The organism is Erythrobacter sp. S249, assembly GCF_057364975.1.
In genome coordinates this window covers 1,908,766-1,925,050 of record NZ_CP200287.1, presented here as the reverse complement: position 1 = coordinate 1,925,050, position 16,285 = coordinate 1,908,766, and the positions used below count along the sequence as shown (strand labels likewise).

The following is a 16,285-nucleotide window of genomic DNA, read 5'->3' as shown; positions in this document are numbered from 1 at the left end:
GAACTCAGGTCTCAACCGGCCAAACCAAAATGGCGCACCCGAGAGGATTCGAACCTCTGGCCTCTGCCTTCGGAGGACATAGAGTAGCAGTAAGCATCTATATTTAAATCATTTTGTTGCATTCGAAATATCTCCTATCTTTTCGATTTTGCGCGATCATTCCTTTTTCGGTCGAGTGTTGTACGCACATTCTGCGCACGCATCGTGGCTTTGCGCCCCATCCAATCGCCCATCTCATTCAGTTCTTTCTTCGAAAGGTGGGCGTAGATCTTATCTAAGGTCTCAAGAGACATATCGAGGATGGCAGAAGTCACCTTCATGTGAATGCCTGCCTGAATCATCAGACTTGCGCGCGTATGCCTCAGAGTGTGGGGAGTTACATCGGTAAAGCCAGCCATTCTCGCGGCTGTCTCAAAGCCGGTGTCAACGGACGAGATTTTTCTCTCGCGAAACCTCTTCTGAACAAAGACAAACTGACTCTCTGTTCCCAGCATCCGGCGGCGGCGCTGCAGGTGGAGGCGCAATTGTTTAGCGATCGGCGTGACCGCTTTTCGTTTGTTGGACTGAGAGCTGCGCTCTTTCAAGAACCGGATTTCATTGTCTTTGAAGTCGATTTGAGACCATTCCAAAGCCATGATCGCTGATTTGCGCGCCCCAGTGTAGAAGGCGATCATAAGAAAGGTCAGAAGGTTGAACCTAGAGAGTTTGATCTTGCGAGCACACCAAAGAAGATGGGCAAACTCCGCCTCGGTCAGCCAGCGCATTCTCGGTTCGCCATCCTCCGGCAATTCAGGGAAAATGATAGGTTCTATAAATCGCTTTCGCGCGACGTAGTTTACTGCAGACCGGAGATCCGACAGCTCGCGCCGTATGGTTGACTTGGCCCGTTCTGGGCTGGCGAGCTGATACTCAACAATGAGATCCTCATCGATTTCAGAGATTCGCCGATGGCCAATGAGAGGCACGAGGTTTTTGATTGAATAGCTCAACCTGTCTTTCGACTTTTCTTTTTCAGGTTTCACCGGACGTAGGGCGTATCGCGCAAGCGCTTCGGAGATGAGCATTCCGTCACGTCGCAGTCGCTTCTCAATCGGTTCATCGTACTTGAGAAGAAACTCGGCGAAGATTAGCTCCGCTTCTCGGCGATCCGAAGTGCCAGTTGATTCATATCGGAAGGTACCGCTTTTCGGTTCCTTATATCTGATGAACCAATTTGGTCGACGCGGCCGCATTCGAAGGCTTGGTCCTTGTGACTGTCGTGGCATGCTTTCACCAAATTCTGCTTGATGTATTTCTCGATTGCGTCGTGAGGCAGTAACGTCAGTCCATCATCGGGAAGATGATCAAGTCTTCCTTTCTTGATTAATTTTCTGATCCTCGGTTCCGGCCATCCTGAGGCTTTCGCTAATTGAGGGATGGTGAGCATTTGCATGATACGAAAATCCTCATATGCTGGTTGATGATCTGAAATTAGTAATATCGTACCGATTTATCACAATCGTGATATTACGCAAGTGGCGTGGTGTATTTTTGTCCATTGGGAATCGGTTTTTTGAGGTGCGACGCCGAGCTGGCGAAACTCAGTCAGAGTTCGCAACCAACCTTGGCGTGTCGCAGTCCGCGCTAGTCACTTACGAGCGTAATGGACGTGATCCACCAGCATCAGCCATGTCTGCATTGTGCCAGCGGTACAGCGTTAGCCCTTCGTGGTTGCTTCTCGGAACAGGAATTCCGAACCGCGACGACGAGCTAGCTTTGTTCGAAAGAGCGGTTCGACTATCTCGGGACTTCCACTTGAAGTACACCGAGGCACCGAATTGGGAAAAACAGCTCGCTTTGGCTAAGTTGTTTTTTCAGTATTTGACGGAGAATGGTGAGATATCCGATGAAATGGCAAATACCCTTGGGCAGAAACTTGCAGCCAACGAATGACAACGATCAAGATGCTCGTGCGGAAAAAGATCTGATTGCTTTTTGCGAGGAACACTTCCCCAATAGAGCACAGGCGCAAGCCCATATCGTCTCGCAATCGATCGCGTTAGAGGTAAGCCGTCAACAAATTCGGCATATCCTCAGGTCAGCAGCGCACTTTTTCGCCTGGGTGAGGCCGATCGTATTGCTCACGCTTTTCGTAAGCTCGTACTTTGTCTTCTTGGCAACGCCGGACTTTCCAGAAGCGAAGGCATTCGCGTTGGGGATTTTGATTGCTGCAACGGGATTGTGGCTACTCGTGGAGCAATTTGAGAAGATTCTCGGCAAATTGGTTTTGAGAGGCGGGAACCCGTTTGACGCTGAACAATGGCGTTTTGAAACTGGCCCAAAAATGCGTCGCGTCTACAGAGAGGCTCATCGCAAAGTGCACGACAAACGCATCCAAGCGCTCTTCTAACCAACCGACATTGCCCCGACTATTTCGATGCGCCCTTCAAGCTCGTCAAAACAGTAGGCAGCGGGCAAGTCATGCTCTTCTCCATCTTTGCCGCGTATTGTACTCGTTGCTTCGCAATTTTGCCCAGGCAGAGCTGAGGCCGTAGCGCAGCCAACGTCGCGGGCGCTGACAGCCAAAGCGTCGGCTTCGCGCCCCAATATCGGACATTCACTCTCTAGGGTAGAGCTACCGATAGCGGACCAATTTATGCCCTACGGGCCTTGGCTGTCTGGATGTGGTCCGCGAACATTCAAACGAAACCGGAGTGAACGGGATGACATTGCTCGACAGACTAAGGGATCGAGGCCGAGGCATAAACTTTGGTGGGCTCCGGCTGCAGATATGAGCCAAGCGTTAGAGCGTCATACCGGTTGAAGAAGGTTTCGAAGAAAAAGCGGTGTTGAGCGCCATTGTCATCAGTCAGAATTAGCTCACTTTCACCGAGCGGGCCGCCTCCTTGAGAACCACAGTAGCTGGCTATGGTTCGAAACACTTCAACTTCCGATTGGCGGCTGAAACGTTCAGCAAATGCAGGCGACTGAATGAAATGCCGGCAAGGCTTTGCTGGATCAAAGTTCGCTGGTCGCCTTGATCGATGTGGGTGGGCGCTAATCATCCCCACCATCGGTACTTCCCGGCCACGATGCTCCACAAAGCGGTACAGCGTAGTCGAGAACGTATTGCCGAACGCGCCCTTCAACTCTTTCAAATTGTCGAGCGTTGGTGCGAGATCCAAGGCTTCGTCGGCGAAGCGACCTTGGAGGAACAGTAGCTGGCCGGCCGCATAGTTGGCTTCAGTTTCGATCTGATCGTGGCAATCATGAGATAAGGTAAAGCCATCGTCGCCCAGCATGACGTCGTGGTGCCACGGGAGCAAACTATGGCCAATTTCGTGCCCCTCGTTCCATCGGTGTTTCAACTTCGGCTCGTTCTCATCAAGCAGGATCCGGCGTTGGTCTGGGAGGTAGAGTGCCTTCAGCGACATTTTCCGAATAGCTTCGAGGAGGAGCTTGGGCCGCTCGTAGATTTGAACCGTCGCGACCTTTATTCGGCTAACAGTTTCTCGAACAGCACTCGTGTCGGCAGCTGTGTAGAATTGTCTATCTAGCCGCAGAAGCTGGCGAACGTCGGACAACTCCAAAGGGGGCTCCGGGTTGCCAAGGCCATCCAATACCTTCGCAACCCGGAGGTCGATATCTGCCGCAGTTCTTTCCGAAAGAATTCGGTTCTTTGCCAATCGTGCCCCCTTTGGCGCCTATCTATCAATTGTCAGAGCTTAGCTGCGCAACGAAATCCTCTAAAGCAGCACGCTCCTCGTCCGTAAGGTCTGCCATAGGATCCGAGCGTGCGGCAAATCGCTCCATATGCCGTTCGATATTGTCGTTGCGGGCCTTGGCGAGGCCAGCAACCTGCATGAGCTTCGCGCTAGGGAGTTTGAAGACGCCGGAGAGCTGATAGACCGAGCGAATATCCGGCTTATGCCGAACATCGTCCTCAATCTCGATAAGCTCTTTGATGTCGATATCCGCATCCTCGGCGAGCTCTTCACGCGACATCTTTTGCGAGCGACGCATGAGTCGCACAAAGCGGCCGAATGCAACATTGGCCTCATCTGTATCGGTCACATCTGGTGCTTCTTCAAAAACCGGGTCAAGCGCCAGCACGCCAGCAGCGATCGAAGCGTCGCCTTCGAGCTCTGCCATTCTAAGACACCACTCTTTGGTCATATGGGTGCTCATCGATTCTTTCCTTTCGCGATGAACGCTTCTGCTTGCGCAGCCGTCATCTCATAATATCGCAATCCCTGTTTTGTTTCGTCGGGTCCGAGGTCGGTCATGCCACAGGTCGCACTGTAGAAAGTCTCGGCCTGCGGAAGGGCGTGGAGCCCGATGCGGCCTTTGAACTCTTCGGCGATACTGCGTTCGATTGCGGCACCCACCAAGATGCTGCCGATACCACGATAGCGAGGCACCTGTTCGAGCTCCGGCCTATTCCAGGGCGCGTTCTCGACATAGTCAATATAAACCAAATTTCGCTTCTCGTTCTCGGGCAAGCGACAGCGATAACTGCTCGTATCGATCAGCATCATGCCTTCGGTCATGCCTTGGCAGGTCAAGCAATAGCCATCATGCGAGAGCAATCCTTGCAGCATCCCAACTTTTTGGCGCCAATCCCAATGCCTGTTCTCGGCGCCAGGCCACTCAGTCGGGGGCTTACCCGCGCGCTTGAATTCACGGAAGTGGTCATAAAGGGCGGGTTTCCACTCACCCTCCACATCGGTCAATTGCTTCTCGGTAATCGACGACAGTAGCTCTGCTTCGCGAGGCTCTCCTGTAGCGGTATCGAGCAACGTTACCTTTAAAGCATTCTCACTCATATCATCATGATCTCGGCTTTGTCCTTCGTCACTTCATTCTCGACATAGAGTTTATCGCCCTTTTCAACACGAGCTTCGAGCAGTTGGTATAGGCGCAAGGCCTGCCGCATGACCGCGGTTTTACTCATGTCCTTTCGCGCACTGAAGTTCTCAACCACCGACATTTCCGCGTCGGTAAGGTTGAGTGTCATTGTTCGTTTGGTTGCCATGTCCTGTCTCCATTCGGGTACGTCCACATACACTTTAAAGCCAAATTGTCAATTCACAATGGCTATTGACTAGCCTTGCGATAGCTACTATTTAGCTATTAAGTGATGAAGCGGTGCTGAACATGGCGGCGTGTCACAACATAAAGGGCAGCCGCATGGCTAAGGATAGAGAGAAGGAAGTAACAATCTTCGTGGAGGGGACCCCGCATCAGTGGCCCAAGGGCAAGATCAGCTACGAGGAGGTCGTGACACTCGAAGAACCTTGCTTCGCGAGCAATCCAAACATCACCTACTCGGTGACCTACAAGCGGGGCCAGGGCAACAAGCCGGAAGGCACGCTCGTTGCGGGCGCTTCTGTGAAGGTCAAAGAGGGAATGCGGTTCAGTGTTTCAGAAACTGGTCAGTCGTAATCCGGACCTCGCTCGACTTGTCGAGCGAGGTTACGCCGTGGCTTTTGATCAAGGTCACCTGATAGTGAGAGACATTCCCTACCTAGACCCTAATGCGAATTTGCAATCAGGCGCAATCGTTTCCAAACTGGTCGCGGTCGATGGCGAGGTGATACAACAGCAGGATCACCAGATCTACTTCGCAGGATCGCATCCGCATGACCTCCAAGGGCAGCCTATACTGAACCTGGGTGGTGGTGCGACCTCCATCGCCTTAGCTGCTGAGCATTCGGACGTTGTCGTGCAACGCTCGTTCTCGAACAAGCCAAAGAACACCGGAAAGTTCGCCGACCATTTTGCCAAAATCGAGAGCTACGTGGCCATCATTTCCGGTCCGGCGATCGAGAAGCATGGGGCCACGCCCTACACTTACAGAGCGGACAAAACCGAAGTTTCAGATCCGATATTCAAACTCCAGGACACCTTGACCAGCAGAGCGGGCATCGCAGAACTTAATGCTGGGTTTGCCAACGAGAAAATCGCAATCATCGGACTGGGCGGCACTGGCGCATTCCTCCTCGATTATGTTGTGAAGGCCCGCATACCCGAGATCGTCGGGTTCGATGGCGACGATTTTCACGTCCATAATGCCTACCGATCACCAGGTAAGCTCGACGAGGAAGAACTCGGACGCAAGAAGGCGGATGTTTATCAGGCGCGATATGAGCCTTTCCGACGGGGCCTCACGCTAAGAGCCACCTACATCACAAGTGAATCAGGTGATGAGTTCAAAGGGGTTACGTTTGCTTTCGTTTGCGTCGACAAAGGTTCCGCACGAAACGAAATCTTTGACCTACTGATCGAGCTCGGCATCCCGTTTATCGACGTCGGCATGGGCCTAAAACGCAAGGATGGGCCAATTAGCGGAATGATGAGGACCACGTATTTCCAGCCTGACGCTGCAAGTGAGCTAAAAGCCAAAGGGTTGGCCGAGACGAAAGATGGTGTGGACAATCTCTATCGCGAGAACATCCAAATCGGTGAACTCAACGCACTGAACGCATGTATTGCCATGATCCGCTATAAGCAGCTTCGCTTATTCTATCGGAATGATGAATCGAGCATCAACAGCCTCTTTGAAATAGCGGACCTGAGCATCATCAACGTGAGATCGATAGATGACTTTTGAGGTAGAGCGCGTCCATTTCATGCCGAAGCAGCTCGAGCCGGAGATACTTTATGTGTCCGAGGAATTCGAGACCGCAGCGCATTTGTGCGCGTGTGGTTGCGGTTCGAAGATACGTACGCCTATCCTTCCGACCGAATGGCACCTAACCGGTCCAGATTCTAGACCGACGCTTCGTCCTTCCATCGGCAATTGGCAGAGGCCATGCCGCTCGCACTATTTCATCACGAACGGTCAAGTTGAATGGTGTGCGCAATGGACAGAAGAAGAAATCTTAGCAGGTCGACGAGCCGAGCAGGTTCGCCGCGAACGCTACTACAATGATCTCTACGCTCCATGGTGGAAGCGCCTTTGGAAATGGGTCACACGCAAGATTGGACGAAAGTAGTGACTGTTGTGTTTCTTCGCGTAGCACTGAAGCAGGGTCCTAGCCGTTGCGATGCAAAATTTGGTGAAACCAAGCCTCACCTCCAACCTTAGGCTGGAGACAGAGACATCACGCCGTTCCAGCTAAGACACGAGCCCGCTCAACGTCTGCTTTCCAATCCCGCACAACGAAATCCGCACAGTCAGGAAACAGCCCAGTTTGAACCCTCGCCCTCTCGACTTTGGGCATGGAAGATGAATACAAGTGTGTTCGCAGCGCCTGCCGGATGGTTAGACGCCATCGGTGGCTCTACTCTCAACTGGAACGGATCTCGTTTCGCGGGCGACTTTATCCGTGGAACAGCTCTACGTTCTCTTCGGCCAGCTCGGCCATTCTATCGAGCAAGTGGAAGTGTTCTTTCTCAAGCAGCAGGGTCATTCCCAAATTCAGATATTCGAGCAAAAGGATGACGCGCCGGATGTCTGGTGAGACGCCCGCTTTGAGCAGAGGCAGGCCGAGCATAGCAGAGATACGCATCACCTCTGTTCGGCTGATACCTCGACTTGCTGCAAAGTCATCAACTTGCGCAAGAAAAGTGGGCGGCAATCTAACGCCGATGCTGGTGAGTCTATTTTTAACCACATGAATGCTCCAATTGGAGGTCTGTGGCTGAGTTATCGCATTGTAATATCTACGGGGCGGGCGTTGGGCTGACAAGTTCCATTTTCACGGGTCCAATTTGCAAAATTTTGGAATGAATCGCGTGCACATATGTGCACGCGCTCCACGCCCGCTAATACGTTGAATATATGCGTGAATCAGGCTGTGCACCATCGTGCACAGCCCAAGTAAACGATGGTGCACCGTTAACGATGGTGTACATCCTACAGTTTCAATCACTTAGCTCACGGGGCAGCCGTATAAGGTCTGCTTACTTTCTACAGGCACTTTCAACATGCTCGATGCGGCGCTCATCGGCTTGCTGGATGATCCCTAAACGGCTCTTTCGGACGTGCTCCGATGGACGCTAGGCCACACCACAATCAATTCAGTTTGGCTCGCGCACCCAGAGTGGCGAGGTCTTCCATTTGGGTGCTTATATGAAAAAATGAGCGGCGCGTTGCCGCGCCGCTCATTCGCTATCCTTTTGCGAAGTCTTACAGGAAAAGCTTGGTTAACACTATGGTCGCTGCGGACAGGGCGGCGCCAAACAGCATGCCGCCGATTAAGGTCCTCCCCGGTTTGAGCTCCGCCACAAACCGTGCCATCTCCTCCTGATCTCGATCGATTTCCGCTATGCGCCTGCGAATGCTCGCCAGCTGCTCAGCTGGGTCCATCTTTATGGGGTCCACTAGTTGGGTCATCAAAGAGTTCCTCTGATCTAATTATAGGCCGAGTTTGCCAGGCGTGGAAGAGGAAGGTCTGAGAAAGGGCGGATGGAGATTTGTGACGTGCTGATCCCGATCAAATTTACTCCTGCGTCTAGTTGCGATCGACTCATTGGAGCGGCCAAATGACCGAGACTGGGGTAAAAGCAGACGTTCGTTTTCGACCTTGAAGAACACCGCTCGACTTTCTTAGGAAAGCGCCTTTCAGTCACGATTGCAAGCCTCCGAAGTAAACACTTAGCTCAGTTGATCGGGTGTTAAATACTGCACCCGCCCCCAACACAGCAGCCTCCAATCGCCCAATTTCGGTTTAGATTTTGAAGTTTACAGGTCGAGAAAAAATCTTCCGCAGAATGCAACTTTGCCTAATAAGCTCTACGTTGCATACGATCTATCTGACCAATGCCTGTTCTCACTTGCGCTAGCGTCTATCCATTTTGCGGACCTTGGTATTCGTTATGCTGTGAGAGCGTACCTACAACTGAGATCATTTCAAATCTTCGAGACGACCGTTCTTCATCACGAGTATTCTCTCGGCGACTTCGATCGTTTCCTTCCGATGGGCAATAATAATACGGGTAATGCCCATTTCTTTGATGGCGGTATTGACCGCTCTTTCATGCTCTAGATCAAGATGCGCTGTACCTTCGTCCATGATCAGCAAACGAGGCTTGCGATACAATGCGCGAGCCAGCAATATTCTTTGTTTCTGCCCCCCAGATAGTGTGGAACCCATGTCACCAACGAGCGTCTGGTACTGCATCGGCATCTGCAAGATATCGTTGTGGATCGCGGCGGCCCGCGCCGCACTTACCACCCGATCCATATCGAAATTTTCGTCGAACAGAGCAATGTTGCTGCTTAATGTTCCAGCAAACAGGGAATCCTCCTGAAGCACGGAGGCAATTTGTTGATGGTAGCTCTTGTGACCAAAGCGACTGAGCGGCAACCCATCGACTAGCACTTCGCCACTTTCGGGCTCAACAAGGCCAAGCATCACTTTGACAAGCGTCGACTTACCTTCACCAGACTGGCCGGTAATTGCAACAAACTCGCCTTGCTTAACTTTAAGGTTGAGGCCCTGAAGGATGATCGGATCCGTTGGTGCATACCGATAAAAAACGTCGCACAATTCTAACTCGCCGATTAGTTTTGTCTGCCGCTCAAAACTCTCACCAAAGCTAATGTCCTCTTCATTCAGCGCAATGTCTGACAAGCGCTCAAGATGCAGACTGAGCATCCGGAAGGCGAGCGCGCTCTCGATCAGAGTTGCTGACTTTTGCACAAACTGAGCTTTGTAAGCCATATAAGCGAACACCATCCCAAGACTGAAACCGCCGCCGTCGATGACGAACGAAACAGCGAGATAGAGTGCCAAAACATTCTCGATACCAAAGATTAGTGCGTTGGCGGTCATTTGCCAGATCCCAACTCGCGCCAAACGAACATCGGAGTTCACTGCGTCAGTGAGTTTCGTTTGCCAAAAGGCATGACGAAGGGACTCGCGCCCGAATAGGCGAAGCGTCGTCATCCCGCGCAGCGTCTCAATGAGGATTGTTTGTTCCTCACCGCGAGTTATGATCGAGGCCTCTTGCGCTTCACGTTCAACTGAAAACAGGGCCAAGCGGACAATGGCAAATAGGGCAAAAGCAACAACTGCTATAACTGCCAGCAAAGTACTATACCAGAACATGAGCGCTAGAGTCAGAATCGCTAGCAAGCCATCCACAATGGCAGCAGCAGTCCCCTGGGTAAGCATATCCTTAATTGGTATGACCGACTGAAAGCGAGAGAGAATATCACCGGTATGCCGCCGCTCAAACCAATCAATCGGCAGACGAAATAGCCGTCGCGCTATGTTCGCAGCGAGCGCGTAACCAACCGTTGTTCCGGCCACCAACACCACGTAAGACCTAATAAACTCGGCTCCGGCATTTAGGATCGTGAATAGGGCAAAACCGATAGCTAAAACTGCCAATAAACTCAGATCGAGTGCGGGCAATGCAGTATCAATCGCAATCTGACTATAATAGGGTAAAGCCAGGACGTAAGCTTGCAGCACTATTGTAAGAACCAGTGTTTGAAGGATTGCGCGCTTGAACCCCGTTATACTGCCCCACAATTGGGAAAGTCTGAGACGCTGACGTTCACTACCAATTGTAAAATCATCGCTTGGTAACAACTCCAACGCAACACCGGTAAAATGCTGTGACACTTCCTCAATCGGCATCATGATTGAGTAGCCCTCGGGATTGTGTATTAGCGCGCTCTGGCCCTTCAAGCCGCGCTCAATCTTTTCAAGAACCACATAATGGTTCATATCCCAGTGCAACACGCAAGGCATTTGCAAGCTGTCCAGATCGTCCAAAGATAGCTTGACTGCACGTGGCGTAAGCCCGATTCCGTCCGCAATCGCCATCAAAGAACGTATATTTGAGCCTCTCAAAGATGGAGAGAAACGACGGCGAAGTGCTGCGATGTCCGTGTCGAAGCCGTGATAGCTAGCTACCATTGCTATCGAAGCCAATCCGCATTCAGCGATTTCGGTTTGCCTGACGATTCTGATCTGCGATCGGGCGAAAAGGCCAAGGTCAAGCATGGTTACGCTCAGCGTCGTTGGATGGCGAAAAGTGGCTCGAACAACCACTCAATTAGGGATTGCTTTTCTGTAACAATGCGTGCTGAAAGCGTCATCCCCGCCATAAGCCTTTCATTCCGTCCGAAAGCTGTGATCTCATGACTCTCAAGCTTCACTCGAACCGGATAGACTGCGATCGCGTTCCCGTCCGGACTCTTTTGGCTTAGCGCGCTCTCAGCAACTGTGACGATTTTCCCTGAAACCGTGCCGAAGCGCTGATAGGGAAAAGCATCAATAGCGAGGTTCACTTGTTGTCCCTCTTTAACGAAACCGATCGCTGAACTCGGTACTATCAACTGCGCTTGAAGCTCCGCACCTTGTGGCAAAATCGCCATGAGGGGGGATGCCGTACCTACTGCCTGACCGACATACACGGTCAAAGCAGTGACCGTACCGCCGATCGGCGCTCTGATTGCGTAGGCGCGCGACCCAGCAGCACTAGCAGCTTGTTGCCCAATCTGAGAGCGCGCTGCCGTTAAATTGGCTTCGTTCGCTCGCGCTTGGGCCGATATTTGGGAGTTGGACCGCTGAGCTGCAATCAGCGCAGTCGATTGCGCTGCCAAAGTTTGATTGAGCTGAGCCAAACGCTGCTGACGTGCCACCAATGCCTCTTCGCGAATTTGCAGGTCGCGACCACTTATAAAGCCGCGCTCAGCTACTTCGAGCGCGCGGTCGAGATCTTCGCGTGCTTTATCGACTAGCGTCCTCTGCAAAGAAATTTGCGATTTGATCTGCTCGATCTCAGCCTTAATACCAGCTTGCTCGGCGGATAGTTGACTTAGTTGAGCGGAAGCCGCCGCGTTGTCTGCGGCAATTTGCGCTTCAAGACTACGGTCCTGCATGGCGATAGCTTGCTCGATTTGGGCTGCTGACGATAGCGCCTCGTCGCTGTCCTCCTCCGTGCGGATCACGACCAGCAAGTCGCCTTCTTCTACCCTATCCCCTTCTGACACCCTCAGTTCGACTACAACGCCAGGACGCGATGGTGGTATCGCCGAAATACCTTTGTCCGTAGTTATCGAACCGTTTGCGCTCTCAACTCTCGAATAACTGGCAAACGATAGAAAAGTTACCATTGCAACTAACGCAGTCAAAAATAGGTAGCCAATCACAGTCCACGACATTGGAACGGCTATGCTTACATTTCCTGAGAGCCTATCTTGCGACTTATTCAAGACTTCGGTTCGAAACATTTTGCTCTCGATTTATTCAGCGAATCAGGGCACTTGCGCTGCCATAAGTCATGTACAATACAAATGAAACTTTACCCGTAAACAGCTTTCTCGTTGGGTCGAGGATTTGTGACAGGTGTGGCTTTCAGCACAAGGCAACACGATCACTTTAAAGTTTCATTCAAAAACTAATATCTGCGCTCAACTGCCCGCTTATTGCGATATTTTTTATTGAAAACACCATTCTATCACTATACCTTCTTTATTGGCTATTCTGCCGCAATCACTTTAAAGTAAGGATATTGTATGAACCCGTTAGCATTTTCGAAGCGTTCTAAGCAGAGTGCGACACTTACACCTCTTACAGAATCTGAAAAAGACTTGATCGTCGGCGGCAATGGTGAGCGAGAGCCTATCAACCTTGATCCAATTGAATGGACCTACGACAATAACGGCCCAAACGAGCGGTCGGCACGTGTCGACAATCCATGAGGGCTGTCTGAACGCAATAATGGCCGCCTTCAGGGGCGGCCATTATTTTGCAAATACACATACCTGATGACAGTTAAATCTAATCCGGAAATGATTTTGCCTGACAGATTCATCCTCATCACTCTCATGTCAGAACTAGCCTAGGCCATCTACTGAACTTTAGTGAATTAGGTCCCCAAAAGATATGCAAGAGGCGTTTCGTGTTTTTGGAGTGCGGTGTGGATACTGATTCAGATCAAAGCACTTTAGACATTCTAGTTTTTGGGTTTGACGATGACCCCCACGTTTACAGTGTGGTGGATTGCCTTCGGAAGAGCGGTCTACTCGTGGAGGTTCTTTCTCCTGTGTCCGACCATGGCCACTTTGATGTATCACTTCAAAGTTCCGACGGTAAGGTAAGCGCGAATATCAATGGGCTTCGCATCGACGACGAAGTTAAACCTTTGGTTTGGCTTCGTAGAAAGATGTTGCAGAAAAATTACGTAGATGATGTGGATCAACGACTCTTTTTGGAATTGCACACCCGGCAGACATTCGTTGAGGGATTAATCGATCTATTTGAGCTGCCCGTGATTAATCGCGGCAAAGATCTGCTCGGATCGCATGAGAAAATATCTCAAATTTCGGCGGCGCACAAAGCTGGCTTGCGCACCCCCGCGACGATTGTAAGTACGTCCAAAGCCAAGCTTCTCAATTTTGTTTCTAACCAAAACAGCATCTGCAAGGCTCTAGGCAAAAACCTTGTCCCTGGCTGCTATGACGGTCAAGGAAGGAAGTACGATCCTATCTGGATCATGACTGAGCGTATAACCCGAGAAGAGGTAGATTCCCACACTCCGATGGAGATTGAATCCGTACCACTCCTGATTCAGGAGGAGGTTCGGAAGTCATACGAACTGAGAGTTTTGGCAGTTGGGTCTGAGATCTTCGCCTTCAAGATTGACTCGCAAAAATCTGAGTTGACGTCTCTTGACTGGCGAAAAGGGGAACGGGATCTCTCAATCTACTCGTACACCACACTGCCGCCGGAATTAAGCGAGAGCATCCGATTACTTCTTAAGCACCTCGATCTTGATCTTGGGCTCCTGGACTTCGCTGTGGGTGAAGATGGAAGCGAGGTCTTTTTTGAATGTAATCCAAGCGGTCAGTGGATGGCACTTCAGAGAGTTGAAGGCGCACCAGATCTCTCTGCAGCCGTTGCGAGATATTTTGGTCAAATGGCAAGAGGGAATTAGCCGAATATGAGCGAAGTTATCGATCAACTGGCTGAAAGCAACGCCTCGACTTACAATAAGAATGTAAGATCGCATCTTGCCTCCGCCTTTTCCGAACTGCTTGCTGCCCATGCGGAACCAGGAGCCATCGATGCGCTAGATAGGTTGCTGATGAAATGCGCCGATTTTTCTCGATTAACACTCGGGGAAATCCAGTCTGGTTTTGAAAGCAATAGAGTTCCGCTAAAACTGGCGACAGTTGATGATCAGGATCTTGCAGCTCTAGACGTTCCATTTCTTCTTTTTGGTACTCACAAAGAAGATCAGTCCTGGCCGATGATCGTCAGGGGCATAGAGGGCCAGTCCTTTAGAGCTGTTGATCGCGACGGTATGAGTACTCACTGGACGTTATCGAATGCCAAGCTAGGAGATAAATCCGCGCGTTCAATAGTGTGTGTGCACTCGCCAGAATCAGACCAACTTGATTGCGATGACAGGCTTAGCTCACCTTTCTCAATAGAGGTTCGAAACGATTTTATTGATGAGAAGCTACGATTGCAAATTCTTGAATTCGCAAACCAAACCTCATGGGCTCCGAGCCGCGTTTCAGATAGAAACGGACTTGTGGCTAAAGGTTCAGACGCAAAGATCCGTGTAAGCTCCTCGATCGGAGTCTCGCACTCTAAAAATCGATGGGCCCAAGATTTGCGGCAAAAGATTTGCTCTCTTGAACAGTGCAGCGATACTGCGATCGAACTAATCCAGCTAGTGAGATATGGTGTGAATGAGTTTTTCGGCCCGCATTTTGATGGAGGCGTCCCAACGTTAAGGAGGAAGACGTTCCTAATTTATGTTAATGACGATTTCGTGGGCGGAGAAACACGTTTTGGTCGTATTGGGCAGACTTTCAGCCCAGTCGCGGGCCGCTGCATTTCGTGGGACAATATACTGCCTGATGGACGAATAAGATGGCAGGCTGAGCATCAAGGAATGCCTGTGACAGTAGGTCAAAAGATCGCGCTGAATATATGGGTACGTTGAGAATTTACGGTGAAGTGTATTGGGCTACTCTTTGCTTAATTTTGCACCGCGTGCACTTGTATCCATCGAAAGGTGATCTGGGCCATGAAAATACTGTGTAGTGCAATCAGTACTGAGCAAGCTAAATCGAGCAACCAGAAGAGTTTTTAGCTGCATTTGGCCGAGCCTGTGACGCTGCTCGGAATTACGCTTACTGTAAGCTCGGGCTCGATTGAAATTGGGACTCATTCGTAATCGGGTGCCTTTGGAGGAGATGAGGAGATAGCCCCGACCCAATAGAATCCATCATACTTCGACTCGAGCCAATCAGCCTGATCGTCATTGAAGGCGATAAAAGGCGCGCGGCCAAAAGAGCCGTTAGCCTCGGCTAGGTTGGCTGCGCAGTTGCGCTGACAACTCCAATTCGTCCCGCCGGCATGTCTCATGCTAAAGGACAAAACTGAGCCATAAAACTCAAGTCGCTTCGCCATTGGATCGAAGCGTCCGCTGCCAAAATTATAAGGCTGCTTGAGTGCATGAAGATTGCCCACAAGGACGAGCACCCTGTCATATGAACCGGCCTCAGCAGCCCTTCCAATGTTTTCTGCCTGTGCTGCCTCGTGAGGACCTTGGCTGGGGAGGTTAGCAAAACGAGCCCTTTGGTCGTCATCTCGAACGCCGTTGAATGCGACGATATCTATTGCGTATCCTTCGAGGCGCAGACGATGAAGATCTCTCAGCATTTCGAACATTGCTTGACTGCCAACGCCATCGCGTCTCCCGCGCCAGCCAGCATCAAGCAATAGATTTTCAAACTGCTCCTCATTCGCCTTCCAGGCGGTTTGTAATGCGTCATTGTAGTAAGATCCGAACTCGACTCCGACCAAGACCCGTTCGCCATTCTGGACGAGATGACAGGCAAGCGAGCCGAAGAAAGCAGGTGCTTCGCGAGTGCCATGCCGTTCTCCAAAAACAACAAACTCAGGATCACGTTCGGCAATCGCCTCCCACCCATCTGGTAAGGCGCACCGATCATTTGGTTCTGAAATCTCGGATGCATTTAAGTTTGCACCTTGCGCGCAGCCAAGTAGAGCGATCCAAGCGAAGATTAGAACTGCAATCCGCATCGGTTTGTTCTTGTAAGTACCCGTCTATTTGGCGTGTTGTCGTTGGACGATACTGCTTTCGCCAGTAGGCTGCAATGCGCTGGGGTTGGACAAAGTCCGATTTTGGGTCGTAAGCGGAAAGTCGGCTTTCGGGAACATAAGGAGCGAGTGCGGTCCCAGAGGGAAAATGCAGAATCAGCCCCGCTTCGACAAATGAGTCAACTTGGTTGGATCCAGCACATCGTAGCAATCTTGCCATCGGCTACCGGTACATCCACGAATAGCACGGACTGAGAATT

At 51.1% G+C, this 16,285-nt stretch carries 18 protein-coding genes; 7 read left to right on the top strand and 11 right to left on the bottom strand.

Annotation, left to right across the window (positions count from 1 at the left end; all coding sequences use genetic code 11):
• Nucleotides 1-134: 134 nt before the first annotated feature.
• The gene (locus AC0V6V_RS09170; protein ID WP_486165085.1) at nucleotides 135-1,064 is read right to left on the bottom strand and encodes a tyrosine-type recombinase/integrase; all 930 of its coding nucleotides are present in this window, start codon (nucleotides 1,062-1,064) and stop codon (nucleotides 135-137) included.
• 62 nt (nucleotides 1,065-1,126) lie between these two features.
• Entirely contained in the window at nucleotides 1,127-1,432 is a 306-nt protein-coding gene (locus tag AC0V6V_RS09165) for a hypothetical protein (protein ID WP_486165084.1), read from the bottom strand.
• A gap of 17 nt (nucleotides 1,433-1,449) precedes the next feature.
• Between AC0V6V_RS09165 and AC0V6V_RS09160 the strand changes: the two genes are divergently transcribed.
• Both AC0V6V_RS09160 and AC0V6V_RS09155 read left to right on the top strand, forming a co-directional pair.
• Nucleotides 1,450-1,932, top strand: coding sequence for a helix-turn-helix domain-containing protein (locus tag AC0V6V_RS09160; protein WP_486165083.1), 483 nt, complete (start codon nucleotides 1,450-1,452; stop codon nucleotides 1,930-1,932).
• Nucleotides 1,886-2,389 (top strand): hypothetical protein, encoded by a 504-nt coding sequence (locus tag AC0V6V_RS09155; protein WP_486165082.1) that lies wholly within the window; start codon nucleotides 1,886-1,888, stop codon nucleotides 2,387-2,389. The genes AC0V6V_RS09160 and AC0V6V_RS09155 overlap by 47 nt, the downstream gene beginning before the upstream one ends.
• A gap of 331 nt (nucleotides 2,390-2,720) precedes the next feature.
• Here the strand turns inward: AC0V6V_RS09155 and AC0V6V_RS09150 are convergent, their stop codons facing one another.
• The 4 genes from AC0V6V_RS09150 to AC0V6V_RS09135 are packed head-to-tail and all read right to left on the bottom strand — an operon-like array spanning nucleotide 2,721 to nucleotide 5,014.
• On the bottom strand, nucleotides 2,721-3,665 hold the full coding sequence (locus tag AC0V6V_RS09150; protein ID WP_486165081.1) for an ImmA/IrrE family metallo-endopeptidase: 945 nt from the start codon (nucleotides 3,663-3,665) through the stop codon (nucleotides 2,721-2,723).
• 25 nt (nucleotides 3,666-3,690) lie between these two features.
• Nucleotides 3,691-4,167 carry a helix-turn-helix domain-containing protein gene (locus tag AC0V6V_RS09145; RefSeq protein WP_486165080.1) on the bottom strand — a complete coding sequence of 159 codons (477 nt, stop codon included), beginning with the start codon at nucleotides 4,165-4,167 and terminating at the stop codon, nucleotides 3,691-3,693.
• Nucleotides 4,164-4,805, bottom strand: coding sequence for a GNAT family N-acetyltransferase (locus AC0V6V_RS09140; protein ID WP_486165079.1), 642 nt, complete (start codon nucleotides 4,803-4,805; stop codon nucleotides 4,164-4,166). The genes AC0V6V_RS09145 and AC0V6V_RS09140 overlap by 4 nt, the downstream gene beginning before the upstream one ends.
• The gene (locus AC0V6V_RS09135; RefSeq protein WP_486165078.1) at nucleotides 4,802-5,014 is read right to left on the bottom strand and encodes a transcriptional regulator; all 213 of its coding nucleotides are present in this window, start codon (nucleotides 5,012-5,014) and stop codon (nucleotides 4,802-4,804) included. Before AC0V6V_RS09135 ends, AC0V6V_RS09140 begins: the two co-directional genes overlap by 4 nt.
• A gap of 155 nt (nucleotides 5,015-5,169) precedes the next feature.
• Here AC0V6V_RS09135 and AC0V6V_RS09130 point away from each other — a divergent pair, with 155 nt between their 5' ends.
• Genes AC0V6V_RS09130 through AC0V6V_RS09120 form a run of 3 tightly spaced genes read left to right on the top strand, consistent with a single transcriptional unit; the run spans nucleotide 5,170 to nucleotide 6,977 of the window.
• Nucleotides 5,170-5,424 carry a multiubiquitin domain-containing protein gene (locus AC0V6V_RS09130; RefSeq protein ID WP_486165077.1) on the top strand — a complete coding sequence of 85 codons (255 nt, stop codon included), beginning with the start codon at nucleotides 5,170-5,172 and terminating at the stop codon, nucleotides 5,422-5,424.
• Nucleotides 5,399-6,592, top strand: coding sequence for a ThiF family adenylyltransferase (locus AC0V6V_RS09125; RefSeq protein ID WP_486165076.1), 1,194 nt, complete (start codon nucleotides 5,399-5,401; stop codon nucleotides 6,590-6,592). Before AC0V6V_RS09130 ends, AC0V6V_RS09125 begins: the two co-directional genes overlap by 26 nt.
• Entirely contained in the window at nucleotides 6,582-6,977 is a 396-nt protein-coding gene (locus AC0V6V_RS09120) for a ubiquitination-like system serine protease family protein (RefSeq protein WP_486165075.1), read from the top strand. The genes AC0V6V_RS09125 and AC0V6V_RS09120 overlap by 11 nt, the downstream gene beginning before the upstream one ends.
• Before the next feature lie 327 nt (nucleotides 6,978-7,304).
• On the opposite strand, the gene AC0V6V_RS09115 is transcribed toward AC0V6V_RS09120, so the two are convergent.
• From AC0V6V_RS09115 to AC0V6V_RS09100, 4 genes are all read right to left on the bottom strand, one after another.
• Nucleotides 7,305-7,493, bottom strand: a complete 189-nt coding sequence (locus AC0V6V_RS09115; RefSeq protein ID WP_486165074.1) for a hypothetical protein — start codon at nucleotides 7,491-7,493, stop codon at nucleotides 7,305-7,307.
• 620 nt (nucleotides 7,494-8,113) lie between these two features.
• Nucleotides 8,114-8,320 (bottom strand): hypothetical protein, encoded by a 207-nt coding sequence (locus AC0V6V_RS09110; protein WP_486165073.1) that lies wholly within the window; start codon nucleotides 8,318-8,320, stop codon nucleotides 8,114-8,116.
• Between the two features lie 511 nt (nucleotides 8,321-8,831).
• Complete coding sequence (locus AC0V6V_RS09105) at nucleotides 8,832-10,943, bottom strand: peptidase domain-containing ABC transporter (protein WP_486165072.1); 2,112 nt, start codon at nucleotides 10,941-10,943, stop codon at nucleotides 8,832-8,834.
• An 8-nt stretch (nucleotides 10,944-10,951) separates the two neighbouring features.
• Nucleotides 10,952-12,175: an HlyD family secretion protein gene (locus AC0V6V_RS09100; RefSeq protein WP_486166304.1), complete on the bottom strand. Its 1,224-nt coding sequence runs from the start codon at nucleotides 12,173-12,175 to the stop codon at nucleotides 10,952-10,954.
• A 689-nt stretch (nucleotides 12,176-12,864) separates the two neighbouring features.
• Here AC0V6V_RS09100 and AC0V6V_RS09095 point away from each other — a divergent pair.
• Together AC0V6V_RS09095 and AC0V6V_RS09090 are read left to right on the top strand one after the other, a co-directional pair.
• Nucleotides 12,865-13,881 carry an MvdC/MvdD family ATP grasp protein gene (locus AC0V6V_RS09095; protein WP_486165070.1) on the top strand — a complete coding sequence of 339 codons (1,017 nt, stop codon included), beginning with the start codon at nucleotides 12,865-12,867 and terminating at the stop codon, nucleotides 13,879-13,881.
• Between the two features lie 6 nt (nucleotides 13,882-13,887).
• On the top strand, nucleotides 13,888-14,901 hold the full coding sequence (locus AC0V6V_RS09090; protein ID WP_486165069.1) for a prolyl hydroxylase family protein: 1,014 nt from the start codon (nucleotides 13,888-13,890) through the stop codon (nucleotides 14,899-14,901).
• A gap of 224 nt (nucleotides 14,902-15,125) precedes the next feature.
• On the opposite strand, the gene AC0V6V_RS09085 is transcribed toward AC0V6V_RS09090, so the two are convergent.
• Nucleotides 15,126-16,007 carry a hypothetical protein gene (locus AC0V6V_RS09085; protein WP_486165068.1) on the bottom strand — a complete coding sequence of 294 codons (882 nt, stop codon included), beginning with the start codon at nucleotides 16,005-16,007 and terminating at the stop codon, nucleotides 15,126-15,128.
• Between the last annotated feature and the right edge of the window lie 278 nt (nucleotides 16,008-16,285).